Source organism: Frateuria flava (assembly GCF_017837635.1).
GTDB classification, from domain to species: domain Bacteria; phylum Pseudomonadota; class Gammaproteobacteria; order Xanthomonadales; family Rhodanobacteraceae; genus Frateuria_A; species Frateuria_A flava.
Genome location: NZ_JAGJRS010000034.1, coordinates 31,289 through 55,159, shown reverse-complemented (window position 1 = coordinate 55,159; position 23,871 = coordinate 31,289). Strand labels below are relative to the sequence as shown.

The 23,871-nt window shown below is 66.7% G+C and carries 26 protein-coding genes; 1 reads left to right on the top strand and 25 read right to left on the bottom strand.

The features are described 5' to 3' along the window. Window positions 1–63: 63 nt before the first annotated feature. The 16 genes from J7I44_RS15185 to trpB form a co-directional block, all read right to left on the bottom strand. On the bottom strand, window positions 64–864 hold the full coding sequence (locus tag J7I44_RS15185) for a cysteine hydrolase family protein (protein WP_209622759.1): 801 nt from the start codon (window positions 862–864) through the stop codon (window positions 64–66). A gap of 16 nt (window positions 865–880) precedes the next feature. Further along, window positions 881–1,348 (bottom strand): PA2171 family ribosome-binding persister protein, encoded by a 468-nt coding sequence (locus J7I44_RS15180; RefSeq protein WP_209622755.1) that lies wholly within the window; start codon window positions 1,346–1,348, stop codon window positions 881–883. Window positions 1,349–1,487: 139 nt separating this feature from the next. Next, a complete protein-coding gene (locus J7I44_RS15175; RefSeq protein WP_209622752.1) occupies window positions 1,488–1,649 on the bottom strand; it encodes a 30S ribosomal protein THX in 162 nt (53 codons plus the stop codon). Between the two features lie 111 nt (window positions 1,650–1,760). After that, the gene (locus tag J7I44_RS15170; protein ID WP_209622750.1) at window positions 1,761–2,693 is read right to left on the bottom strand and encodes a cation diffusion facilitator family transporter; all 933 of its coding nucleotides are present in this window, start codon (window positions 2,691–2,693) and stop codon (window positions 1,761–1,763) included. 47 nt (window positions 2,694–2,740) lie between these two features. Beyond that, window positions 2,741–3,163 (bottom strand): MerC domain-containing protein, encoded by a 423-nt coding sequence (locus tag J7I44_RS15165; protein WP_209622747.1) that lies wholly within the window; start codon window positions 3,161–3,163, stop codon window positions 2,741–2,743. A gap of 430 nt (window positions 3,164–3,593) precedes the next feature. Then, window positions 3,594–4,124, bottom strand: a complete 531-nt coding sequence (locus J7I44_RS15160; protein WP_209622741.1) for a transcriptional repressor — start codon at window positions 4,122–4,124, stop codon at window positions 3,594–3,596. Between the two features lie 6 nt (window positions 4,125–4,130). Next, entirely contained in the window at window positions 4,131–6,746 is a 2,616-nt protein-coding gene (locus J7I44_RS15155; RefSeq protein WP_209622739.1) for an XVIPCD domain-containing protein, read from the bottom strand. Beyond that, window positions 6,743–7,174 carry a hypothetical protein gene (locus J7I44_RS15150; RefSeq protein WP_209622736.1) on the bottom strand — a complete coding sequence of 144 codons (432 nt, stop codon included), beginning with the start codon at window positions 7,172–7,174 and terminating at the stop codon, window positions 6,743–6,745. Before J7I44_RS15150 ends, J7I44_RS15155 begins: the two co-directional genes overlap by 4 nt. 154 nt (window positions 7,175–7,328) lie before the next feature. After that, window positions 7,329–7,598: a hypothetical protein gene (locus J7I44_RS15145; RefSeq protein ID WP_209622734.1), complete on the bottom strand. Its 270-nt coding sequence runs from the start codon at window positions 7,596–7,598 to the stop codon at window positions 7,329–7,331. 16 nt (window positions 7,599–7,614) lie between these two features. After that, on the bottom strand, window positions 7,615–9,015 hold the full coding sequence (gene gltX, locus J7I44_RS15140) for a glutamate--tRNA ligase (protein ID WP_209622732.1): 1,401 nt from the start codon (window positions 9,013–9,015) through the stop codon (window positions 7,615–7,617). 83 nt (window positions 9,016–9,098) lie between these two features. Continuing rightward, window positions 9,099–9,428, bottom strand: coding sequence for a hypothetical protein (locus tag J7I44_RS15135; protein ID WP_209622730.1), 330 nt, complete (start codon window positions 9,426–9,428; stop codon window positions 9,099–9,101). A 22-nt stretch (window positions 9,429–9,450) separates the two neighbouring features. After that, on the bottom strand, window positions 9,451–9,882 hold the full coding sequence (locus tag J7I44_RS15130; RefSeq protein ID WP_209622727.1) for a DUF4399 domain-containing protein: 432 nt from the start codon (window positions 9,880–9,882) through the stop codon (window positions 9,451–9,453). Between the two features lie 359 nt (window positions 9,883–10,241). Continuing rightward, window positions 10,242–11,111 carry an acetyl-CoA carboxylase, carboxyltransferase subunit beta gene (gene accD / locus J7I44_RS15125; RefSeq protein ID WP_209622722.1) on the bottom strand — a complete coding sequence of 290 codons (870 nt, stop codon included), beginning with the start codon at window positions 11,109–11,111 and terminating at the stop codon, window positions 10,242–10,244. Between the two features lie 104 nt (window positions 11,112–11,215). After that, window positions 11,216–12,016 (bottom strand): tryptophan synthase subunit alpha, encoded by an 801-nt coding sequence (gene trpA / locus J7I44_RS15120; protein ID WP_209622719.1) that lies wholly within the window; start codon window positions 12,014–12,016, stop codon window positions 11,216–11,218. An 8-nt stretch (window positions 12,017–12,024) separates the two neighbouring features. Next, entirely contained in the window at window positions 12,025–13,029 is a 1,005-nt protein-coding gene (locus J7I44_RS15115) for a HEAT repeat domain-containing protein (protein WP_209622717.1), read from the bottom strand. A 122-nt stretch (window positions 13,030–13,151) separates the two neighbouring features. Continuing rightward, on the bottom strand, window positions 13,152–14,363 hold the full coding sequence (trpB, locus tag J7I44_RS15110) for a tryptophan synthase subunit beta (RefSeq protein ID WP_209622715.1): 1,212 nt from the start codon (window positions 14,361–14,363) through the stop codon (window positions 13,152–13,154). A gap of 116 nt (window positions 14,364–14,479) precedes the next feature. Here trpB and J7I44_RS15105 point away from each other — a divergent pair, with 116 nt between their 5' ends. Then, the gene (locus J7I44_RS15105; RefSeq protein WP_209622713.1) at window positions 14,480–15,364 is read left to right on the top strand and encodes a LysR family transcriptional regulator; all 885 of its coding nucleotides are present in this window, start codon (window positions 14,480–14,482) and stop codon (window positions 15,362–15,364) included. 110 nt (window positions 15,365–15,474) lie between these two features. Here J7I44_RS15105 and J7I44_RS15100 read toward each other — a convergent pair whose 3' ends face one another. From J7I44_RS15100 to J7I44_RS15060, 9 genes are all read right to left on the bottom strand, one after another. Further along, entirely contained in the window at window positions 15,475–16,110 is a 636-nt protein-coding gene (locus J7I44_RS15100; RefSeq protein WP_209622710.1) for a phosphoribosylanthranilate isomerase, read from the bottom strand. After that, the gene (gene truA, locus J7I44_RS15095; RefSeq protein ID WP_209622708.1) at window positions 16,107–16,874 is read right to left on the bottom strand and encodes a tRNA pseudouridine(38-40) synthase TruA; all 768 of its coding nucleotides are present in this window, start codon (window positions 16,872–16,874) and stop codon (window positions 16,107–16,109) included. Before truA ends, J7I44_RS15100 begins: the two co-directional genes overlap by 4 nt. 160 nt (window positions 16,875–17,034) lie before the next feature. Continuing rightward, window positions 17,035–19,344, bottom strand: a complete 2,310-nt coding sequence (locus J7I44_RS15090; protein ID WP_209622706.1) for a motility hub landmark protein FimV — start codon at window positions 19,342–19,344, stop codon at window positions 17,035–17,037. A 161-nt stretch (window positions 19,345–19,505) separates the two neighbouring features. Next, window positions 19,506–19,808 (bottom strand): hypothetical protein, encoded by a 303-nt coding sequence (locus J7I44_RS15085; protein ID WP_209622704.1) that lies wholly within the window; start codon window positions 19,806–19,808, stop codon window positions 19,506–19,508. Beyond that, window positions 19,808–20,839 (bottom strand): aspartate-semialdehyde dehydrogenase, encoded by a 1,032-nt coding sequence (locus J7I44_RS15080; RefSeq protein WP_209622701.1) that lies wholly within the window; start codon window positions 20,837–20,839, stop codon window positions 19,808–19,810. The genes J7I44_RS15085 and J7I44_RS15080 overlap by 1 nt, the downstream gene beginning before the upstream one ends. A 31-nt stretch (window positions 20,840–20,870) precedes the next feature. Continuing rightward, the gene (locus J7I44_RS15075; protein ID WP_209622699.1) at window positions 20,871–21,878 is read right to left on the bottom strand and encodes a 2-hydroxyacid dehydrogenase; all 1,008 of its coding nucleotides are present in this window, start codon (window positions 21,876–21,878) and stop codon (window positions 20,871–20,873) included. A 19-nt stretch (window positions 21,879–21,897) separates the two neighbouring features. Then, complete coding sequence (gene aroC, locus J7I44_RS15070) at window positions 21,898–22,986, bottom strand: chorismate synthase (protein WP_209622697.1); 1,089 nt, start codon at window positions 22,984–22,986, stop codon at window positions 21,898–21,900. A gap of 117 nt (window positions 22,987–23,103) precedes the next feature. Beyond that, window positions 23,104–23,331 (bottom strand): Tsi2 family anti-toxin, encoded by a 228-nt coding sequence (locus tag J7I44_RS15065; protein ID WP_209622695.1) that lies wholly within the window; start codon window positions 23,329–23,331, stop codon window positions 23,104–23,106. A gap of 27 nt (window positions 23,332–23,358) precedes the next feature. Continuing rightward, the gene (locus J7I44_RS15060) at window positions 23,359–23,769 is read right to left on the bottom strand and encodes a Tse2 family ADP-ribosyltransferase toxin (RefSeq protein WP_209622693.1); all 411 of its coding nucleotides are present in this window, start codon (window positions 23,767–23,769) and stop codon (window positions 23,359–23,361) included. Window positions 23,770–23,871: the final 102 nt, after the last annotated feature.

Here is a 23,871-nt window from a genome sequence, read left to right as displayed (position 1 = left end):
CGAAGGGCGGAAGGGGGGAGGCCTTGCGAGAAACCGGCCCTCAGCCTCCCACCATCGTGGGGATCAATCCTCTGGCGTTTTCGCCGGGATGAACGGCGATACCGGATCACTCGCCGGGAAAGTCTCCTCGACGGCTTCGTCGGTAAGGTCGCTCTCATGCGCCTTGCGGCCCTGCCGTTCGTTTTCGGTCTCCGGGCGCTGGGGCTTGTTGCAATCGGGATGCTGCGAGTCTTTGCGGTCGTGGCTGCTCATCTTCTGGCTCCGCTGAGTGTGGTCCCATTCCGGCAGGCGTGCGTCGATGCGGGTGATGTCGGCCTTGGCGACTTCCTGCATGCACGCCAGCGCACGCTGGTTGCGCAGGGTGGTCTGCGAGGCAATACCGTCGGCCGGAACCCACAACGGGTACTGGCGCATCTGCGCATCCATCGCGGTGCGCAGCACACAGTCATCACCGGCGATGCCGACCAGCGCCAGCGCCTTGATTTGGAGTTTTTCCAGCAGCGTGCACAACGGCGTCTCATAGAACGCCGAATGACGCGGCTTGAGGATGAAATAATCCTCCACGCCCGGCAGCAGGCCGTCGCTGAGCCGGGCGCCGCGGGAACCGACGCGGCGGCAATGCTCGATGACCTTGGCAAGGTCGGCATGCCAGCGCCCGAAGTTGTCGTTGGCGTAGATCACCGGCAGGCGGTGCGCGTGGTACCAGTCGCGCAAATGCCCGATCGTCGTCGCGACCGGCATGGCCTGCTCGAGCAACGCCTCGCCCCCCTCGAATTCGAGGTCGTTGAGCATGTCGATGATCAGCAGGGCGCTGTGCCGCGGATCGAAGGCGGCATCGTGTTCATGCTGGCCAGTGTTTGCCATGATGTCCGATGCCACCTCAGGCCGCTTCCTGGCGTTTCTTCAGCTCTACCTTGCGCTGCGCCATCTGCTCGCCCAGCTCTTCCAGCGTCTTCTTGCTCAGCAACGCTTTGGCGCGCTTGAACATCTCCTTCTCCTCCTCGTCCGCGTGGTGCTCGAACAGTTCCTTGAGCACCTTGGCACGACCGGAGAATTTTTCGCTGTCGACGTCGGTCTTGAGCAGGTCCGGCAGCACCAGATCGCCGGCGGCGCGGTGTTCTTCCAGCGCCTCGAAATACATCTTCGCGTCGTCCTTGCCATCGCCGGCCTTCTTGAACGCCGGGTAGAAAATTTCTTCCTCGATGGTGTTGTGGGCGCGCAGGCTGGTTTCGATCTTCTCCACCAGTTCCTTGCGTTTCTTCACGCCGCGCGTGGTGGTGCCGGCCAGCTCCTCCAGCAGCGCCCTCATGTTCTTGTGGTCCTGGGTCAAAAGCTCGATTGCGTTCATGCCGACTCCACTGCAACCCCTGCCAGCCGCACGTTTCCATGCACGCGGTGAAGCGCGTGTCTTCCCCGGTTAATCGTGACGGAACGCCAAAAAAAAGCCCCGCGCATGGCGGGGCTCCTTCGATCCGTGGGCGGGAAGCTCAGGCGGACTTTTTCTTCGGCGCTGCCTTCTTGGCGGCGGCCGGCTTGGTGACGGTGGCCTTGGCGCCGACCACGGCCGGCTGCGCATCGTGCGCGCGGCTGTTGCCGTAGCTGCCGCGGTAGGTCTTGCCGCGACGGGTCTTGCGATCGCCCTTACCCATGGGAACTCCTTGATTCGTATGCGTGAACGGCCAGCCATCGTAGCAGCGAAGAGGCAAAGCGCAAGAGCGCCCGCACGGGTACGGAAAGACGAAGCCGGTCCCCGGGCGCGCTCAGCGATGGCCGTGTCCGAGGCAGTCGCGCGCATGGTCCGTGCACGGGCCGGCGTCCACCTGCACGGTCGCGTGCAGGATGCCGAATTGCTTGCGCAGCAGGCGATGGATGGCCGCCACCGCCTCGGCGCCATCGCCCTCCACCTGTGTATGCACCGTCGCCATGCGCGATCCGGAGGCAAGCTGCCACACGTGCAAGTGGTGGATGTCGCGGATGGAGGCATCGGCCTGGCGCAGCGCCTGCTCGACCTGGGCGACATCCAGGTCTTCAGGCACGCCTTCGAGCAGGATGTGCGCCGACTTGCGCAGCAGCCGCCAGGCACCCCCCAGAATCAGCAGCGAGACGAGAAGCGAGAGCACCGGATCTGCCCAGTTCCAGCCCATGAAACGCACCGCCAGCGCAGCCAGCACGGCGCCGAGCGAGCCAAGCAGATCGCCCAGTACGTGCAGGCTCGCGCCTGCCATGTTGACATCGTCGTGCGCATGTCCGTGCAGCACGCGCAGCACCAGCAGGTTGACCAGCAGGCCCACCACCGCCACCGCCAGCATCACGCCGGAAAGGATCGCGCCCGGATGCATCAGGCGGGTGATCGCCTCGAAGGCGATGAAACCCACCAGCACGAACTGCGTCAGCGCGTTGACGAAGCCAGCCAGCACTTCCAATCGCCCGTAGCCATAGCTGCGACGGGCATCGGCCGGCCGCAGCGCCAGCCGGGCGCCGATGAAGGCGAGCGCGAGCGCCAGCGCATCGACCATCATGTGCCCCGCGTCGGCAAGCAACGCGAGCGATCCCGACCACAGGCCGCCGACAGCCTCGGCCACCAGCATCAGCAGGGTCAGCAGGAAAGCGACCAGCAGCTTGCGTCCGCGCGCGCCCGAGTGATCGCGATCGTGGTCGTGGTCGTGGTCGTAGTGTTCGTGCGGTCTGCTCATCGGGCCATCGTAGGAATGCCCCGGCGCGTTACACAATCACCGCACGATCAATGCGCGCAACCGGCATCGTGCACGTGCGCCTGCCGGTGATCGAGCCGAAGATTGACGAAGTGCGCGCTTGCCAGCAGCAGGCCACCACAAGTAACCAGCACGCTGTGCAGGGTGATCGGATACCGCTCGGCCACGGTCACGCCCAGCAGAAGCAGCGACAGGCCCGGAAACGCCAGCATCAGCGACGCCGGCCGCCGATGTCGGCGGTAGCCATTGACCAGCGTCAGCAACGCCAGCGCGCAGGCAAAAATGACGAACCCACGCTCGAAACGGTGATCGGCCAGGAATTCGAGCCCCACCAGCGGCAACACGGCGAGCACGAACGGCAGCGCCGCGCAATGGATCGCGCACAGGAACGAGGCGAACGCACCGAAGCGGTCGGCGATCTGCCATGTGCGTGATGTCGGGGGCTGGGCCATCGTGGCGTCGGCGAGGAGCGTGGCGGTAATGTTACTTTATAACGCAAGCCGCTGCCACGATGCTGCAATCACCCGTCAACCCAGCTGTCGTCACCGCGTTCTACAATGACTGAACGCACGCCATACGGCCTGCGGTTCGAGCCAGAGGTTTTCCGGTGCGGCAACGTTCCCTCCCCGCCAACACCGGGAAAAGCGGGGCGCGATACGGGATGTATCGCGCCCCGCAACTTATGCGAGCTTTGGATTGGCGCCCGCCAACCGGTTTTTCGCGAAGCGAGCCGTAGCGGGCGAAGTACCAAGGCCGCAAGGCCTCACGCATGCCGCTCATGCAGGTACGGCCTTGCTGGCGCACGGCTGGAGGCACGGCTCACCGGCAGCGGGAAGATCAGCCGGCTGGACCCATCGCGGCGTTCTGCTCCGGCTCAGCGCGTCAGCCCTTGCGGCACTGCCTGCAGAGGCCGTGGACTTCCAGCGTCTGCGCCTGCGGCCGGAATCCGAACGCCTGGGCCTGCGCCTCGATCAACTCCGCGACACGCGCGTCGCAGACTTCCTGCGCACTCGCGCAACTGTCGCAGATCAGGAAAGGTACCTGGTGCGCCTCGGCGGGGTGGTGGCACGACACGTAGGCGTTGATCGACTCCAGTTTATGGATGAAGCCTTGTTCGAGAAGGAAATCGAGCGCGCGATAGACCGTAGGCGGCGCCGCATTCCCGTGGCGCTCACGCAGTTGATCGAGGAGATCGTAGGCCTTGACCGGCTTGTCCGCCGCGGCAACCAGCTCCAGCACCTCCTTGCGCAACGGCGTCAGCCGCAGGCCGCGCTCCTCGCTGGCCTGTTCGACTGCCGCGACGAAACTCGCGGCGTCTTCGACGTGATGTGAGTGGAGCTTGGCTGACACGTTCGGCCCATCCGGTTGCTGCAGCGATGATACCGCTTGCCCGACGCTCGGGTGGATGACCATTCTTGGTTATCGGACATGGGTGTGCTGCGGCGCATGCTCCGGCCGTCCGCCCTGGCCTCTCTGAACGAGGGCGTCATCCTGCGAGGCCTGCAGTTCCGTCGCCGGAATCCGGCTGCGCAACGTCAGGGTTCCGTGGCTTTGTTGCACCAGCAGGTCGCTGTCCGGACCGATCACGCCGGTTCCCGGATCGGCCAACAGGCTTACCTGCGTTCGGCTGCTTTGCGCGCGTCCGTGCGACGTATGGGACAGGACCGCCGCGGCAGCTTCGTCGAGCTGATCCGGGCTGCGCGCGATGCCGGCGTCGGTATAGGCCGCCGCCACTTTTCCGCGCAGCGTCTCGAACTGCGCATGCGCCGGGTTGTCCGGACAACGAGGATCATGGGCAGGCCATGCCCTGGCTTGGGGTACGGCCACGTCCGCCTGCGCGATCGGACTTTCTGCATGCAGGTGTGGCATGTAGCGGCTCGCCCAATCCCGGGAACTTTGCTCGACGCTGCGCGCGAGCGCCTTGTCCAGCGGTATCACGACCTGCACGTCGGGCAAGTGGTAGTTGACGCGTCGGTCGACCGTCACTGCCAGGCGATCGCTACCCTCCCCGCGAAGCTCGACACGTTCCGGCGTACCGAAGCGCTCGCCCGGCGACTTGCCGGTGTTGTAAGCGGCTATCGCATTGGTCAGGGCGGCGGCCAGTCGTTCGCTGTGTATTCCGTATGGCATCTGGTCACGGTCTTCCATGTCGTGCACCTTGGCCAGCGCCCGTTCGTAGAGCGCGTGCAAGGGGTGGCCGACCTGGCGGAAGTCGAGCAGATGCCCGGGACCTGACGCGGGAGACGACATCGGCGGGTCTTTGCGTGAACGCGTTGGCGCGGGTCTGGCGTGTGCCAGCTGCTCAGGCGCCGCTTCAACCCCACGGAGCGTCGTTGCCACAACTTCCGGCAACGCCCCGTACTTTTGCCAATCGTAAGCGCGATAAGCAGCCTCGTAACGCTTTGCGATCGCCCGGGGCGACTGGGCCGCATTTTTCGCAACCGTGCTTTCGGCCGCACGGTCCAGCTCGGCCGCGCGTGCCGCCGGTGCCCGCTCGGCGTGCGCGTTGACCATGCCGTGCTCGAGCAAACCGAAAACCGCCCGGCGCGTCCAGACGTGGGTTTGCGGATCACGCTTCCATGGGGCGTCGCGGATACTGTGCGTGTCGCCGGGACTCGCGGGCTGCGTGTAGGGGTCCGTTGGCGGAGGCGGATGTGCCAGCGCCAGCTCGATGGCCGCGTTGGACGCTTGGTAATTCAGCCGGTCGGCCAAGGCCGCTTCCGCGGTCTGGCTTCGTTCGCGGTAGACGGGGAAACCGTCATTCAATCTCATCGCACCCGTGTCTAGCTCGCTGGCGATGTGCGTCCAACCGCGAGCGGGGTGTTCCGGATCGAAGATCCAGGCACGCCCGTCCGGATCGCGCTGGTGATAGATGCGCTGCCTGTCCATCGCATCGGCCAGCTTGTCGCCGGCGATCGCGCCCACCAGCGCCCCTGCCCCCCCGATCACGACATCGAGCGGCCCCGTCTCGGCTCCCGCCGTCCCGAACACCTCGGCGCCAAGCACCACCCCACCCCACATGCCGAGGTTGCGGGTGCCGAAGTGGACGATCTCCGACGCGGCGCCGGCGTGGTTGCCTTGCTCCAGCATCGCTGCCGCGCTCTCCCCACTGGACACCAGGTCATAGGCAATGGTGGCGGCTGCGACCACCCGGAGGCCCTTGCCGAGGTGAAAGTGAGCGGCCGCTGGGGACGTCGCCGCCACGTCGCCTACCGTACCTGGCATCGCCCCACCGGTTGCCTCGGGCGAATGCACCCCAAGGTGTGGCTCAACCGGCGCAAGGACGAGGCCCCCAGCCTGCAGATAGGCGCCCCTAATGAATTTGTCCGCGTCCAGCCCAAGCGCTTCGGCGACCTCCTTTGAGACAGAGACCTGCGTAATGGCGTTTCCCGGATGATCGGGCAGCGTATAGATGCCCTTGTTGGTGGCATCGGAGAATTGCCTCTGCACTGCCGAAAGGACCGCTTCGGTGCTCTCGTGGGCACGCAGCATCCGCAGGTGTTCGGTCGCCTGTCCCGCAAGCGACTCGACCGCCCCCTTGTCCAAGGTGGAGGGGATTTCAACCTGAGCGAGAACTCGTTTCGCATGTGCTGCCGAAGCGATCACCAACACCCGCCCGCGCAGGGAACTCGCGAATTCTCTGGATGCCTCACCCCACAAGCAGTTCCTGACGGAGACGGATTCAACAGGCAGCGCGTGCGGATCGCCGTACAGGAAGTGCTCTGCGGACTGGGCGGCTTTTTCAGTTGTCTGCCCTTGCTGCCGGAATATTTCTTCCGCCCTTCCCTCGATGGTCTGTCTTACCCCATCGTCGGTGAGAAACTTTGCTCGCGGAGTTTCGTTGATAATCGGCAGCCCCGTGCGCCTGCTGATTTCCAGGGCGATGGACTCCGCCCTCACGCTCCCGACCCAGCCGCTGTAAAGTACGCCGCCTTCCCGACCTGCCTGCGCAGGCAACTCGCGAACGATAGACCTGATGTCTTCGAGCGTCGCAGCCTGCTTGATCCGTTGGATTTGGCCGGCGTGACTGATCATGCATCGTTGCCTTCGGGCGGCTGCACGAGAGCCCAGCCTTCGCGGAACACCACCTTTCCCATGAATCGGGAACCAGGGTATTCCGTCAGCACCCGCGGCCTTTCCGCAAAGGAGAGTCCCCTCTGAACCAATCCAACGAGTAGGGTTCGGGCTGTTTCAAGCTCAACCGACGTCAACGAATGGCGCGCTTCGAACGGTGCCTCGCCAACGTATTCTTTGCTCGGAAAACCGAACGAGACGATTTCGACGTTGAAATCCTGCCCATTCGGCATAAACGAGCGCCTGACTTCCCCAAAATAATTCTGCTTTCCGATGCTTACCGCAACGGTTTCGTGGCCGCGCTCGTCAACGCCACGAATGCCTCCGGAAAAACAGGCGCGTCCTTCGGGAAAATCAACCCAGCAAGACGTCTCATCCTCAACCGCCATGATATGTCCCTATGCCTGGTGCCCTGTCAGTGAAAAACGCAATCCGCTGACCACCCGAACCGAAGGGCGTGCAGCGCCGAATGCAGGAAATCATGCCCCCTTTCAGGGAGCGTAACCATCGGCGCTTTCCTACAAGAACGCTTCAGAACGACGATTACTTTGGCAAAGGCGGCGGCATCTTGCGCCGCGGTTTGCCCAGGATGATCAGCCAACCGATCGGGCCGAGCACGAGCGCCCAGGCGATGCCCTCGGCGGTGCGGCCGCGCCACCAGCCCAGTAGCGCGCCGACGGCGAGGAACAGGAGGTTCCACCAGAAGAGCGTGGCCCAGGGAACCAGCGCCATCAGGTTGAGGAAGACGCGCAGGAACGCGTCAGGGGCGTCGGGGTCGACGCCCTGCATGGCGCGGGCAAGGAGCTCGTCCATGCCGCGCGCCCTTCGATCAGCCCCGCGCGCGCGCGATCGCGTCGTCGATGCGCTTGAGCGCCTCGGCGCGGCCAGCCAGGTAGATGGTGTGGTCGATCGAAGGCGACACCTGGGTACCGGTCATCGCCACGCGCAGGGGCTGGGCGATCTTGCCCATGCCCAGTTCGAGCCTGGCCGCGATCTGCTCGATCGCCTGGTGGATCGGCTCGGGCCTCCATTCGACCTCGGCGAGCAGCGCCCTGGCCTGGTCGAGCACAGCGAGGGCGCTGTCGCTCTTCAGGTGCTTGGCGACGGCCTTGTCGTCCCACTCGGCGATCGGCGCGTACCAGATCTTGGCGCGCTCGGCCATTTCCTTGAGCGTGTGCACGCGATCACGCAGCGCCACGATCACGTCGGCGGGGGCCGGACCCTTGGCAATGTCGATGCCGGCGCGCGCCAGGTGCCATTCGAACTCGGACGCGAGCGTCTGCGGATCGTCGGTCTTGAGGTAATGCTGGTTGAGCCAGGCGAGCTTCTCGGTGTCGAAGCGCGAGGCGGCCTTGTTGACGTCGGAGATGTCGAACAGCCGGATCATTTCCTCGCGCGAGAAGATCTCCTGGTCGCCGTGCGACCAGCCCAGCCGCACCAGGTAGTTGAGGATTGCGTGCGGCAGGAAGCCGGCATCGCGGTACTCCATCACACTGACCGAGTTGGTGCGCTTGGAGAGCTTCTTGCCTTCCTTGTCCAGGATCATCGGCAGGTGCGCGAACTCCGGCACCGGCGCGCCGAGCGCCTGGTAGATGTTGATCTGGCGCGGGGTGTTGTTGACGTGGTCGTCGCCGCGGATCACCTCGGTGATGCCCATGTCGATGTCGTCCACCACCACCGCAAAGTTGTACGTCGGCCAGCCGTCGGAGCGGAAGATCACCAGGTCGTCGAGTTCGGCGTTGGCCCACTCGACGCGACCCTTGACCTTGTCCTCGAAAACCACCGAACCCTCGGTCGGATTCCTGAAACGGATGACGCGGTTGGGGTCTTCCCGGTACGGCTCGTTGCGGTCGCGGTAATAGCCGTTGTAACGAGGCTTCTCGCCCCTGGCCATCGCCGCCTCGCGCATGGCCTCGATCTCTTCCTTGCTCTCGTAGGCGTAATACGCCTTGCCTTCGGCGAGCAGGCGGTTGGCCACTTCCTTGTAGCGATCCAGGCGATGGGTCTGGTAGATCGCCGCCTGGTCGGCCGAAAGGTCGAGCCACGCCATCGCGTCCAGGATCGCCTGCACCGCCTCGTTGGTGGAGCGCTCGCGGTCGGTATCCTCGATGCGCAACAGGAACTCGCCGCCCCGACGACGCGCTTCCAGCCAGCAATAGAGCGCGGTGCGGGCGCCGCCGATATGGAGGAAGCCGGTGGGACTGGGGGCGAAGCGGGTGCGGACGGTCATGGGATTCTGCGGCTGCGAAAGGGCAAACGCAGGATTTTAGCCCATTGCCGGGTTTGAGCTGTGCCGGCGGAGGCGCAGGCAAGTCAGGGTTTGCGCTGGCAGCCCCAGCCGTAGCACACGAGCGTATTGGGGTCGCGCTCCAGGGTCCCCAGCCTCGCCGCAGGAAAGTCACTCCCTGGCGGCACGAGCCGGGGACTCGCATCGTCGATCACGATCGACGGTGTGTCGGCAGGCGCTCGGCGCAATACGAACTTGACGATGAACAACGGGCGGTGCGCCCCGGGGGCGGTCGGGGGCGCCTGGAGGGCCTCCCCCGACTCGACGGATTGCTGCGCGTCCATGGAGACGGTGGCCGCTGCGCAGATCGGCGGCGACGCCATGGCCACGGCGGCCACCAGGGACAACAGCTTCATGCGGCACCTCCCGAGGTGCGCGTCACTTCACGTGGATGGTAATCCTTTTGGACACCACCGGCGGGGCGAACGGCACGTGGTTGGCATCGCCCAGTTCCAGCTGCAGCGTGTGTGTGCCGGGAGCGAGCTTCAGCGTGGTCTGGGTCTGCCCGCCACCGAAGTGCATGTGGTGTTCGTCGTTGGGGATCGGCTGGCCGGCTGGCGGCAGGTCGGTGACATCGACCAGCAAATGGTGATGGCCAGTGTGGTCCTTGCTCACGCCGGCCGGTGCCACGCCCATGCCCTTGAGGCCGAAGCGCACCGTGACTTCACGGCCGACGGTGGCGCCATCTGCAGGCGAGATGATGTAGGCCTCCGCGCCAGCGGGCGCCTTGCTGGTCGGTAGCGCAGGTGTCTGCGCGAAGGAGGCGGCGCAAGCCGTGGCGAGTGCAGCAGCAAACAGCATCCGTTTCATGCGTGGGATCTCCTCGGGCGTGGCAGGCCAGTATGACGGCAGCGTTCGCGTGCGTCATGCGGGGCGTTGGTCACTTCCTGCGCAACGTGTCGAGGTGTGCTTGCCCATCAAGAAGATAGGCCACCTATCCACAGGCTTACCCCAGCCAGCTCCACAAGCTTTGTGGACAACCTGCGAAAGCGAAGTTGCGCCTGCGTAAAAACTGATCAGTGTGTGCCAAGTGACTGACGGCAAAGCTGCCTCTGCGGTTTGTCCACAGGGTTTTCCGGAAGGCATCCACATCGGCTGTGGAAAACACGCGTGGCACAAACGACGATGCCGCCTCGCGGCGGCATCGCAACGTCCGGCAACGCCGATGGTCAGGCCGCGCGGGGCGCCTTCATCAACAGTCCGAACAGCTCGGCGAGCTTCTCGCGCATCTCGCGGCGGTCGACGATCAGGTCAATCGCGCCATGCTCGAGCAGGAACTCCGAGCGCTGGAAGCCTTCCGGCAGCGTCTCGCGCACGGTCTGCTCGATCACGCGCGGGCCGGCGAAGCCGATCAGTGCCTTCGGCTCGCCGATGTTGATGTCGCCGAGCATCGCCAGACTGGCCGATACGCCGCCGGTGGTTGGATTGGTCATCACGCTGATGTACGGCACGCCGGCATCACGCATGCGTGCCAGCGCGGCGGAGGTCTTGGCCATCTGCATCAGCGAGAACAACGCCTCCTGCATGCGCGCACCGCCGGTGGCGGAGAAGCACACCAGCGCGCTCCTCTCCGCCAGCGCCTGTTCCGCGGCGCGGGTGAACTTCTCGCCCACTACCGAACCCATCGAGCCGCCCATGTAGGAAAACTCGAACGCGGCGGCGACCAGCGGGCGACCCTTCAGGCGCCCGCTCATGGTGAGCAGCGCGTCCTTCTCGCCGGTCTTCTTCTGCGAGGCGACAATGCGGTCGCGGTATTTCTTGGAGTCGCGGAACTTAAGCGGATCGGTCGGCTCCAGGCTGGCCCACAGCTCCTTCGTCGAACCCTCGTCGAACAAGGACAACAGTCGCTCGCGCGCGCCGATCGGGTGGTGGTGGCCGCACTTGGGGCAAACCATCAGGTTGCGCTCCAGCTCGGGCCGATAAAGCACCGTGCCACAGCCACCGCACTTGTCCCACACGCCCTCGGGAACCTTGCCCTTGTTGGCCGGAGCGCTGTGCGTGCGTGCACGCGGGGTCATGATTTTCTGGAGCCAGTTCATGGGAACCTCGTTGGAGCCATGTGCCGCTTGTGACGGCACCATCTTTAACTGGTCGCGGGCCCCGGCTCCTCACCCGGCAGTTCCCGAAAGGGAGCGAGCGCGGGTTACGGCACGTCCAGGGCCGCGCGGATGGGTGCAAGAAACGCGTGCGCCCGCGCGGCGATTTCGTCCGCTTCCGTGGCGCCGGCCAGGCGCTCGACCAGCGCACTGCCGATGACCACGGCGTCGGCGAAACCGGCAATCGCTTTCGCGCTTGCCGCATCGCGGACGCCGAAGCCGACGGCTACCGGCGCCTTCGCCACGGCGCGCACTTCAGCCACCCGCGCGGCAATGTCCGCCGTGCTCAGCCGTGCCGCGCCGGTGATGCCGGCGAACGACACATAGTACAGGAAGCCCCGGGCCGCCTCGCACAACTTCACCATACGCGCGGGTGCGGTGGTCGGGGCTGCCAGCAGTATCTGCTGCAGGCCGGCGGCGCGCAGCGGTTCCAGCACGGCCGACTCCTCCAGCGGACAATCCACGATCAGCACGCCATCGACGCCCGCCTTCGCGGCATCCTGCGCAAAGCGCGCGTAGCCATGCAATTCGATCGGGTTGAGATAACCCATCAGCACTACGGGCGTGTCGGCATCGTGCTGGCGAAACTGGGCAACCCAGCGCAGCACGTCACCGAGGCCCACGCCGCGGGCGATGGCACGCTCGCTCGCGTGCTGGATCACCGGGCCGTCGGCCATCGGATCGGAGAACGGCACACCCAGTTCGATCAGGTCCGCACCGGCGGCGACCAGCGCATGCATCAGCGCCACCGCGTGCTCGGGCGCCGGATCGCCAGCCGTAACAAAGGGGATCAGGCCGGTGCGACCCGCCTGCTGCAAGCGGAAAAAGCGCGATTCGATGCGGTTCATCGCAAGTCTCAGTAGATGGGAACAGCGCAGGTGACGGCAAAGCCCTGGGTTGCCCGCAGTGCCGCCGCCGTTTTCGCAACCCGGTCATGTTCGGCCCCGGCCGTCACGGGCAGCGCTTCATCTTCCAGCGCGAGCAAAGCGTCGCACCGGGCTCTGGCAAGCACCGAGGCATCCTCCGGGAAAACGGGATCGCCACGGGAAAAAGCCGAGAATGCAGGCGCGAGGCGGTTGAGTGTGTCCAGAGCCCGATCACGGGCGACGGAATCGGCACCTTTGAGCTCTCGGAGCAGTCGCACGTAATCGGTTTGGTAGAACTCGGCGAGTTCGGGACTTTCCGTGACCTGAAGCGCAATGCGGAGTGCGAAGCGGATCTCCCGGCGCTCACGCTCGCTTTCCGCCAGGGCGAGTCTCCACATCAGCAGTGGCAGCGCACGAGCGCCGAAATGACCGACAACCACGGGTGCACGCGAGTTGCGCTCCTCGAGCCCACGGCCGATCAACCCCACCAGCGCAGGTAAAGTACGCGGCGACCTTACGTGCCCCATAGCCTCCGCGGCCGCAGCGAGCGCGGGCGCGTCGTACGAAGGCACCTCCTTCAAAGCCGCGGTAAGCGGGCCGAGTGCCTCCGGGGGGAGTTCGCCCGCATTCGCAAGCGCGACGAGCAGGCCCGAGTCGTCCCCATCGCGATGTGGCGAACGAGCCAGACGCTCCAGCAGATCCGCGGTCAACGCCTGCGAGCGCGGCCGAAGCACCACTAACGACTGCAGCACCCGCCTGCGTACCTGCACGCTCGGATCGTCGAGCAACCGCCGCAACTGCGGTACCGCAGGCAGCCCCTTGTCACCTAGCGCGGAAATTCCGGCCACAGCCATCTCGCGGGCGCTCTCGCGACTGGAGTGCAACATCGCCTCCAGCCCAGGAACTGCGAGCGCGCCAAAGCGCGACAGATACCCCGCGGCGCATTGAGCCTCCTCCGTAGAGCCTGCACGCAGGATGTGGAGCAGCGCCTCCATGGACAGGTTCCGATGCGCCGGATGGCGCATGTCGCATGTCGGAATCAACGGTCGCGTGGCGCTGGCAGGAACCCAGGCCCATGCCAACACGATGAAAATCCCTGCGCGTGCGAGCCCTTGCATCACAAAGTGATGCCCTCGCGTGCGGCGATGGTGTGCACGTCCTTGTCGCCGCGACCAGAGAGGTTGCACAGCACCAGCGCATCTTTCGGATATTCACGCGCAAGCTTCATCGCCTGCGCCACGGCGTGGCTGGATTCGAGGGCGGCAAGGATACCCTCGGTGCGCGCAAGCAGATGGAAGGCTTCAAGGGCTTCGTCATCGGTTACGCCGACATACTCGGCGCGGCCGGCATCCTTGAGGAAGGCGTGCTCCGGTCCCACGCCCGGATAGTCCAGGCCGGCCGAGACCGAGTGCGTCTCGGTGACCTGGCCCTTGTCGTCGCAAAGCACATAAGTCCGGTTGCCATGCAGCACGCCGGGTCGACCGGCCGCCAGCGAGGCGGCGTGGCGGCCGGTGGCGATGCCCTCGCCCGCTGCCTCGGCGCCCACGATGCGCACGCCCGCGTCATTGAGAAAGGCATGGAACAGGCCGATCGCGTTTGAGCCGCCGCCGACACAGGCGGTAATCGCGTCGGGCAGGCGGCCGTAGCCCTCCAGCATCTGCTCGCGTGCCTCCCGTCCGACGATCGCGTTGAAATCGCGCACCATCTGCGGATATGGATGCGGGCCGGCCACGGTGCCGATGATGTAGAAGGTGTCGGCCACGTTGGTGACCCAGTCGCGCATGGCCTCGTTGAGCGCGTCCTTGAGCGTTTTCGAGCCGGAGGTAACGGGCACCACTTCGGCACCCAGCAGCTTCATGCGGTAGACGTTGATCTTCTGCCGCTCGATGTCGACCGCGCCCATGTAGACCACGCACTTCATGCCGAACCGGGCGGCCACCGTGGCGCTGGCCACGCCGTGCTGGCCGGCGCCGGTTTCTGCGATCACGCGCCGCTTGCCCATGCGGCGCGCGACCAGGGCCTGCCCGATGGTGTTGTTGATCTTGTGCGCGCCGGTGTGGTTGAGGTCCTCGCGCTTGAGCAGGATCTGCGCCCCGCCGACGTGTTGCGACAGGCGTTCGGCGTGGTAGATCGGGCTGGGGCGGCCGACGTAATACTTCAGATCCCGGTCCAGCTCGGCCAGAAAATCCGGGTCCTGCCGCAGGCGCTGGTAGGCCTCGGTCAATTCAGCCAGCGGCGCCATCAGTGTCTCGGCGACGTAGCTGCCGCCATAGGCGCCAAAGCGGCCATGCGCGTCCGGCCAACGGTGGAAATCCTGGGTAGCGGGCATGAGGATACTCCAAGATGTCGGCGACAGGGGCGCCGCTCAAAGACTCACACCTTAGTGCCGGCCAAGCGCGGGGAAAAGCGAAAATTTCGTCCCCTCTTGTGAGTTAGACTCACAATATGTCCGAGCGTGACCTGCCCTCTCTGCATGCCCTGCGCGCGTTCGAAGCGGCCGCGCGACTGAGCAGCATGAGCCTGGCGGCGCAGGAGCTGCACGTAACCCATGGCGCCGTGAGCCGGCAGGTGCGCTCGCTGGAAGAAGCACTGGGCCAGCCGCTGTTCGTCCGCCAGGGCCGGGGTATCCGGGTCACCACCGCCGGACGAACGCTGCAGGAAAGCTGCCAGGCGGCGTTCGGCCAGCTGCGTGAGAGCTGGACACGGCTTCGGCGAGAGCAGGCTGGCGCCCCCTTGGTGCTGGGCTGCTCGGGCAGCGTGCTCGCGCGCTGGGTGATCCCGCGGCTGGAACGCCTGAGGCACGAGTTGCCAGCCCTGACCTTGCACCTGGCCGCGCAGGAGGAACCGACATCTCTCGCTGGCGTGGACGTCGCCCTGCTGCTGGAGGCGCCGCCCTGGCCCGTGTCCTGGCAGGTGTACGACCTGGGAGCCGAACGCATCGGTCCCGTGCTCAGCCCGCGCCATCCCGACGTCGAACGCCTGCGCGCCCTGCCCGCCTCCGCCTTGGGCGACGAACCGCTGCTGTACACCGATTCGCGTCCACAGGCCTGGCCCGACTGGGCGCGCGCGATGGGCTTGGCGCCGGAATCCATGCAGCAGACTCAGGCGCTGCCGCACCTCTACTTCCTGCTCGAAGCCGCGGCCGCGGGACTGGGCGTGGCGATCGCGCCGCAGCCGCTGGTCGCCGACGACCTGGCCAGCGGCCGGTTGCTGGCGCCCTGGGGTTTCCGCGAGACGGGCGGACGCTGGATCCTCGCGACCGCCCACGCGGGCGATACCCGCCTGGACGCCCTGGCCGCATGGGCGCGCGACGAACTGGCGGCGCACTGAAACACGCGGCGCTCACGTGCAACATCCCGTGCGAGCGATCGTGCGGACCATCGGACGCGCGCGCCGCCAGGTTCCAGGCTCCGAAGCCTTGCAGGAGCTGCAGCGGCTAGTCAAACGCCCTGGACATGCCCATCTGCGGCACGCGCTGCAGCGATGAAGGCCGCCAGCCGCCCCGGGTCCTTGATGCCCGGTGCCGATTCGATACCGCTGGACACATCCACGCCCCACGGACGTGCGACGCGGATCGCTTCGGCCACGTTGCCCGGGTGCAGGCCACCGGCAAGGATCAACGGCTGCCCCAGGTCGCGCGGCATCAGCGACCAGTCGAACGCCCTGCCGCTACCACCCGCCTCGCCCAGGCCATGCCCGTCGAGCACCAGGCCCGCGGCGCCGGGATACGCGCGCAGGCGCGGCACCGCATCGGCGCCCTCACCCATCGCGATGGCCTTCAGATAGGGCCGCCCGAACTGCGCGCACCAGTCGTCACGCTCGGCACCATGGAACTGCAACAACGCCGGCTGCACGGCGGCAATCACCTCATCGACGAACGCCGGATCCTCGTCCATGAACAGCGCCACGGTGGTGACCATCGGCGGCAGCGCACGGGCGATCGCGCGTGCCTGGTCGACATCTACCCGCCGGCGGCTGCGCGCGGTGAAGATCAGCCCGATGGCGTCCGCACCCAGTTCGGCAGCGCGCACGGCGTCCTCGACACGCGTCATGCCGCAGCACTTGATGCGGATCATGCACTCACCGCTGCCGGCAGGCCCCAGTGGGATTCGTAACGCGGCCCCACGAATGTCAGGCCGGAGGCAGGTGCAGTCGGACCGGCGACGTCGCGATTCCTCCCTGCCAGCAATTCGGCCAGCCACGCGACCGGCTGCTGCCCGCGCCCCACCATCAGCAACGAGCCGACGATATTGCGCACCATATGGTGCAGGAAGGCGTTGGCCTCGATCTGCACGATGACCTGTTCGCCCTCGCGCCGTACCTCCAGGCCCAGCACGCAGCGTCGCGCGTGCGCGGCCTGGCAGGACACCGCGCGAAACGCGGAGAAGTCGTGTTCGCCCAGCAGCGCCTGCCCGGCCTCATGCATCGCCGCGGCATCCAGCGGGTGCCGCTCCCAGGTGACGTAGCGCGCGTCCAGCGCGGCACGCACGGTGCGGTTGAGGATGGTGTAGCGGTAGCGCCGGCTGCGCGCGCAGAAGCGGGCGTGGAACGTCTCGGGCACCGGTTGCGCCCACAGTACCGCCACGGAGGTGGGCAGGTTCGAACAGGACCCAAGCACCCAGCCGCGCATGTCGCGTTCGACCTCGGTATCGAAATGCACCACCTGGGCACGTCCATGCACGCCAGCGTCGGTGCGGCCGGCGCAGGTCACCGTGACTGGCTGCGCAGCCACGCGCGAGAGCGCCTGCTCAAGCGCACCCTGCACGGTGACGCCGTGGGCCAGGCGCTGCCAGCCGAGAAAATCGGTGCCGTCGTATTCGACGCCCAGGGCGATGCGCATGTGGGAGGTCCTGCGGAACAGCCGGGAAGCGTAGGGTGGGTGTCAGCCCACCGCAACCGCTCCGGGCGCGGGAAACGGAGAGACTTCGGGCCAGTCTACGCGGGCCGGACACGCGAAGGGCCGGCATGGCCGGCCCTTCGCGCGTGCAATGGAGCAAACCTCAGGACAGCGAATCGATCAGGCGCTGCGCCGCATCCCTCTGCATCTGCGTGCCTTCGTTCATCACTTCCTCGAGCATGGCGCGGGCCCCGTCGGCATCACCCATGTCCATGTACGCGCGGGCCAGGTCGAGCTTGGTGTCGATCGGGTCGTCGCTGAACTGGTTCTGGGTCATCTCCTGCGGTTCGGCTGCCGCTGCCGAGGCCGTAGTGTCGTTCACCGGCTCTTCGAAGTTCCACGTCGAGGGCGTCGCGTCCTCCACCGGTGCCGGCTCGACGTTCCGCATGACGGTCAGGTCCTCGTCCTCGTCCTGATCCTCGTCGCGGACCGCGCTGTCGGCGAGCGGGGCCTGGGTCGGACGCGGCGGCGTGAGATCGAAATCGAAATGGTACTCGCTGACCGGGGGACGCTGGCCGCCGGTCGGCTCATCGTGGATGTCGGTTTCCTCGGCGTGGCTGGCGTAGCTGTCGAGGTCGAACGGCTCCATCGCCTCGCCTGCATGCTGGCGCTCGTCCTCGCGGGAATCGAACGCGTCCTGCGCACCCTGGCCTGCGAACAGCGGATGACCGGGCACCAGGTCCTCGCCCATGGCGAGTACGTCCTGCCACTCGTCCTGCTGAGGGTCGACGATGTGGGCGTGCATCGCTTCGGCCGCGGCCTCGAAGTGCTCGACGTCGCGCCGGGAGTAATACAGGCTCACCAGCTCCAGGTGCAGACCGATATCGTCCGGGTGCTCGGCCAATTGGTCGAGCAACTCGTCCTGATCCGGATCCGCGCTCGCCGAGGCGGACGCATCCGGCGCCGCGCCGAAACGATCGGCCAGCGAGGGCGCCGTGGACACGGCGCGGGTAGCGGCCGGCTTGCGGCGGCGACCCAGCAGGGCAAGCAGGATCAACAGCAGGACAGCACCACCCGCCGCGGCCCACGCCCATGGCTGCATGAACCAGGGCTCCTCGGCAGGCGCCGTGGGTTTGTGCGTCACCGGCCTGGGCTTGTTGACCGGCTTGGCGGCCGGCTTGGTCTCCGGCTTGCTGACGACCGGCGCCGCGGCACTATGCGCCGACGCGACGGAGCCGGCCGCGGCCAGCGTGCCCACGCTGCCGGGCTTGGCCGGCGTCGCCGCGACCGAAGCGGGCGGCGTGGGCTTGGCGGTGGATTCGGTGGCCGGCGCGGCAATCGGCGCAGCGGCGGTCGCCGCGACGGCCGGCAAGCCGGCCTTCTTGCGGGCATCGGCGAGCTTCTGCTGCAGCTCGGCGATCTCGTTGTCCTTGAGCGCGAGAAGGCGGGTGTTCTTGTCGTTGATGTCCTGCAGGTCCTTCAGGCGCGACTTCAGGTCAGCGCTCTGCTGCTGCAGGGTGGTGAGGGTTTCCTGGCTGCGCATCAGGTCCTGGCGCAGGGCCGCATCGCCCTTGCCGCCCTGGGCACCGGCCCCCTTGCCGCCTTCCTTCGCCGGCACCAGCGCCAGCCGGTCGGCGGACGCGGTGGCGGGCGCCTGGGAGGCTTCCGAACGTGCGGCGGCATCAGCCACGGTGGTGGTCGCGCCGGTCGACTGGGCGCGCCAATCGCCGTTCTGGCGGCGGACTTCGGCCATCGCCGCGGCCACGTCCATGGCCTGCGCTTCCTGACTGGTCGGCACGCGCAGTACCGCGCCGCTCTTCAGCGCGTTGATGTTGTCCTGGTAGAACGCATCCGGATTGGCCTGCTTGAGGGCGAGCATCATCTGGCTGGCATCCACGCCGGCCGGCGCGACCTGGCGGGCAATGCCCGACAGCGTCTGGCCGCGCTCGACCTGGAACTGCCCGCCGGCGGCCACGCGACCGGCAGCCGGTTGGGCTGCGGTCGAGCCGGTCGTGGCCGGACGCGCGGCGCTGCGGAGCGCGGTACTACGCGGCACACCCGCGCTGGGCGTCATCGGCGCGGTGCCCGGCGGGTCGAGCAGGACCGGGAATTCGCGCAGGCTGCGGCCGGAGGCGTTGTCCACTTCCACCAGCAGGTCGAGATAGGGATCGTTGACCGCGACGGCGCTGGTGATGCGGATCACCTTGCGACCGCCCACGTCCACGATACTGAACTGCAGCGGCAGGTCAGGCCGGTTGCCGGAAAGGCCAGCGCGGGCGAAATCCTCCGCCGAGGCCAGGCGCGCAGTGAGGTTGCGCAGCTCGGCCGGGCTGTCCGGCGTCAGCGGAATTTCCGCCAGCAGCGGCTGACCCAGGGCCGACTTGACCTGGATCTGCCCCAGCTCGAGTGCGGCCGCCTGGGTGCTGCCCAGGGCCAACGCCAGCAGCATCGACAGTTTCAACGAACGATTCATCGCTTCGATTCCCCCAAACGCCCGAGACGCTTCATGCCATCGCCGCGGGCTGCGGCGACACCGGAACGCGCGTCACTTTAGTTATATAGATGCCAATCAACAATAGCTGCGGCGACCGCTTAGCGCATATTGCTGCGGCCTGTTCTCGTTCCGGCAGCAGGTCAGCGACCGGCGTCGCCTCCCTGGCGATGGTCATCCAGGGCCTGCAGTTGACGGCGCAGCCGGGCGATTTCCCGGTCCTGCTCATCCAGGCGGTCGTTGGCCTGGCGGCTGTGCGACTCCTGCTCGGCAAGCTGGCGCTGCAATTGCGCCAGCTCCGCGCCGCGTGTGCGCAGCTGCCGCTGTAACTGTGCCTTAGCGGGCACCCGCTGCCCTACCACCGCGGCCTGCTCCGGGCCGCCGTCGGCTAAGGCCGGCAACGCGGCGAGGGTCAGCAGCGGGAGCAGGAGCCAGGGTTTTCGCATCAGAGATAGTCCTCGATCAGCCGTTCGGCGATCTGTACCGCATTGAGCGCGGCGCCCTTGCGGATGTTGTCGGCCACGATCCACAGGTCCAGGCCGCGCTCGTGCGAGATGTCCTCGCGGATACGGCCCACGAACACCGGATCCTTGCCGGCGGCATCGCCTACCGGCGTCGGATAGCCGCCCGGCTTGCGCTCGTCCATCACCACCACACCCTCGGCCTGTTCCAGCAGCGCCCGGGCCTCGTCAGCGCCGATCCTGTCGCGGGTTTCCACGTGCACCGCCTCGGCGTGGCCGTAGAACACCGGCACCCGTACGGCGGTGGGGTTCACCGCGATGGAGTCGTCCTCCAGGATCTTGCGCGTCTCCCACACCATCTTCATTTCTTCTTTGGTGTAGCCGTTGGGCTGGAACTCGTCGATGTGCGGGATCACATTGAAAGCGATCTGCTTGGGGAATTTCTTGCCCGGTTCCACATCCTGGAAACTCAGGAGGGCCGCCGTCTCGCGGCCGAGCTCCTCCATCCCGCTGCGGCCTGCGCCGGAGACGGACTGGTAGGTGGCCACGTTGATGCGCTCGATGCCGACGGCGCGATGGATCGGGGCCAGCGCCACCAGCATCTGCATGGTCGAGCAATTGGGATTGGCGATGATGCCGCGGGTGGTGTAGTCGGCGATGGCGTGCGGGTTGACCTCGGCGACCACCAGCGGGATGTCGTCCTGGTAGCGGAACTCGGAGGTGTTGTCGATCACCACCGCGCCGGCCGCCGCCGCGCGCGGGGCATGCACGCGGCTGACCGAGCCGCCGGCGGAGAAGAAGGCGATGTCCACGCCGTCGAAGTCGTAGTCGGCCAGGTTTTTCACCGTCACCTGCCTGCCGCCGAAGGAAATCTTCTCGCCGGCCGAGCGCTCGCTAGCCAGCGGCACCAGCTCGCCAACGGGGAAATCGCGTTCGGCCAGGATGCCCAGCAGGGTTTCGCCGACCGCGCCGGTGGCGCCGACCATGGCCACCTTGTAGCTGCTCTTCTTGCTCATGGGATGTCTTGCTGCCTGTGTGGGGAGGTGATCAGGGCGCCGGCCGCGCGGCCAGCACCCCAGGGTTGACGAGGGAAGGCGGATGCCCGGCGTGCGGGCCATGCCCGAACAGCGCCAGCACGTTGTCCACCGCCAGCGCGGTCATCGCGCGGCGAGTGTCCCAGGTGGCGCTGGCAATGTGCGGGCTCAGGATGACGTTGTCGAGCGCGAGCAAGGCCGGATGGACGGCGGGCTCGCCTTCGAACACGTCCAGTGCGGCGGCGGCCAGGCGCCCGTCGGCCAGGGCGGCGGCCAAGGCCGCGTCATCGACGATCCCACCGCGGGCGATGTTGACCAGTACGGCGGTGGGTTTCATCGCCGCCAGCTCGGCTGCACCGATGGCGTGGTGGCTTTCGCCGGTCAACGGCACCGCCAGCACCAGGAAGTCCGATTCGGCCAGCAGCGTGGGCTTGTCCACGTAGCGCGCGGCGCATCCGGCCTCGACAGCGGCTGGCAGCCGGGAACGGTTGTGGTAGATCACCGGCATGCCGAAGCCGGCGGCGCGGTGCGCGATCGCCTGCCCGATGCGCCCCAGGCCCAGGATGCCCAGCGTGCGACCGCGCGTGTCCAGCCCCAGCCAGTCCTTGAAGCCGTTGGCGCGCCACTGCCCTGCCCGCAGCCAGCGTTCGGCGGCGCCCATGTGCCGCGCCGTAGCCAGCATCAGCGCCCAGGTGTAATCGGCCACGCTTTCGCTGAGCACGTCCGGCGTATTGGACGCAGCGATACCTGCCGCGGTCAGCGCGGGGACGTCCAGGTTGTCATAGCCCACGGCGAGGTTGGCCACGATGCGCAGGCGTGGCGCGTTGGCCACTTCGGCCGCCCCGATGCGCTGGTTCAAGCCCACGATGGCCGCGTCGAGCGACGCCAGCCGGGAAGCCAGCTCCGCCGGCGCGAACACGCGTTCGACCGCCTCGGCCGTCACTTCGAAGTACGGCTCCAGCCTGGCGACGATGTCGGGAAAGGTGGGACGCGAGATCCACACCCGCGGCTTGCCGGTCATGGGATTTCCGTGCGAAAAATCAGGCGATGCGTGGGGCGACCGGCCCCACGTCGCCACATTGCGCGCGATGCCGCAGCGCGTGGTCCATCAGCACCAGTGCCAGCATGGCCTCGACGATGGGGGTGGCGCGGATGCCCACGCAGGGGTCGTGACGCCCCTTGGTGACCACCTGCACCGGCTCGCCGGCCAGGTTCACGCTCTGCCCCGGCACCAGGATGCTGGAGGTGGGCTTGAACGCCACCGACACCGTCACCGGCTGGCCGGTGCTGATCCCGCCAAGGATGCCACCGGCATGATTGGACGTAAAGCCGTCCAAATGCATTTCATCGCGGTGCTGCGTGCCGCGCTGCGCAACGGACGCGAAACCGGCGCCCATTTCCACGCCCTTGACCGCGTTGATCGACATCATCGCCGCCGCCAGGTCGCCATCGAGCTTGCCGTAGACCGGCTCGCCCCAGCCAGGCGGCACGTTTTCCGCAACGGCATTGACGCGCGCACCCACCGAGTCACCGGACTTGCGCAACGCATCCATGGCTTTCTCCAGTTCCGCCACCTGCGCCGCGTCGGGCCAGAAGAACGGATTGGACTCCACCGCGTCCCAGTCGAAGCCGCGCGGGGTGATCTCGCCCAGCTGCGCCAGGTAACCACGCACGCGCACGCCATGCCGCTCGGCCAGCCACTTCCGGGCGATCACCGCCGCCGCCACGCGCATGGTGGTCTCGCGCGCCGAGGCGCGCCCGCCGCCGCGCGGGTCGCGGATACCGTATTTCTGCCAGTAGGTGTAGTCGGCGTGGCCCGGGCGGAACGTCTGCGCGACGTCGCCGTAGTCCTTGCTGCGCTGGTCGGTGTTGCGGATCAGCAGCGCGATCGGCGTACCCGTGGTGCGGCCTTCGTAGACGCCCGAGAGGATTTCCACCTCGTCGGCCTCGTGGCGTTGCGAGGTATGCCGGCTGCGGCCGGTGGCGCGGCGCTCCAGGTCGTGGCGAAACTCCTCCGGCGCGATCGCCAGCCCCGGCGGACAGCCGTCGATGACGCAGCCGATCGCCGGCCCGTGGCTTTCGCCAAAGGTGGTGACGGTGAAGAGCTTGCCGAAGGAATTGCTGGACATGCCGCGCGCCCGGAATCGAATGGCCGAAGCATAGCCGCTAACCCGGTCCTCCGAGATGCCTTGCTCGTTGCCAGCCTGCCTGCGCCTGCAGGAATAACGGTGGGATTGTCGCCGGCGTCAACGCACGAGCATGTCGTACGGCGGCAGGTTGCTGCTTACCCGCTCCTCCGCCTCGTAGGCCTGCCGCAAGGCCTCGGCTGCCTTCATGTAACCCATCAGCAGGTCTTCGGCATCGGTGACGTCATCATCATCGCCCGCCGCGTCGATCTGCTTGCCCAGGACGCGGATTTGCGCCTGCACCGCTTGCACCGCCATCAACAACACTCGACCTTCGACATTAGCCATGGCAAGCGATCCGGAAGCGAAGTTTCATCAGGCGAGCTCCACGGAGCGGGCAATGGCGTTACGGGCCAGGCTGTCGAGCGCACCTTTGAAGGCATCTACCCGCATGGTTTTCGAAGCGCATTCGATCTGGTAGTGATTGGCCTGGTATCTCTGGTTGAAATTCGTCTTGCGTACGACCAATGACTCGGGCACCGGCGTACCTTCGGGAATTTCAAATGACAACCAGCTCTTGCCCTTGAACACGTTTTTCTTGTCGAACAACGAGGTCCCGCCGAGCGACTTGACCCATTCCACTCCGTTCTTGTCGCGTACAAGCTCCACATCGGCCTCTCTGAAGGCACCATTGGGGAGAAGACGCGCGTAAAAATCGGGGTAAAGGACACAGGGCGCGGGCTGCCCCTCGATCACCGTTCCCTGCGGAAAATCTTCCTTGCGCACGGAACGCACAACGCGGTCGCTATCTCGGCCATATCCACTCCCTGGACAAAAAAACATGTCGGGCCAGTAGGCCGCAACGCTGGTTTCGCGTCAAGCGGCCGC